Raw genomic sequence first — 243 nt, 5'->3', positions numbered from 1 at the left:
CTGTTGCAGCGTGCGGGGCTCTATCCCCCGCCTCCCGGAGCCAGCAAGGCCCTTGGCCTGGAATGCTCCGGGGTAGTCAGTGAAGTGGGCCCGGGTTCGTCCTGGCAAGTGGGTGATCGGGTCTGTGCCCTGCTGGCGGGCGGAGGCATGGCTGAAGAGGTGGTGGTAGATGCCCGCCATGTACTGCCAGTACCCGAAGGGTTGTCCCTGGCCGAGGCCGCGGCGCTGCCCGAGGTCTACAGC

1 protein-coding gene is annotated in these 243 nt (G+C 67.9%); it reads left to right on the top strand.

The genetic code is table 11. The features are described 5' to 3' along the window. Positions 1-243: alcohol dehydrogenase catalytic domain-containing protein (locus SB756_RS34190; protein WP_410913770.1), on the top strand; the 243-nt coding region annotated here is incomplete at both ends.

This window comes from Pseudomonas sp. SIMBA_068, assembly GCF_046534705.1.
GTDB lineage: Bacteria > Pseudomonadota > Gammaproteobacteria > Pseudomonadales > Pseudomonadaceae > Aquipseudomonas > Aquipseudomonas putida.
The sequence above is the reverse complement of the archived record's forward strand: the minus strand, read 5'-3'. Positions and strand labels throughout refer to the sequence as shown.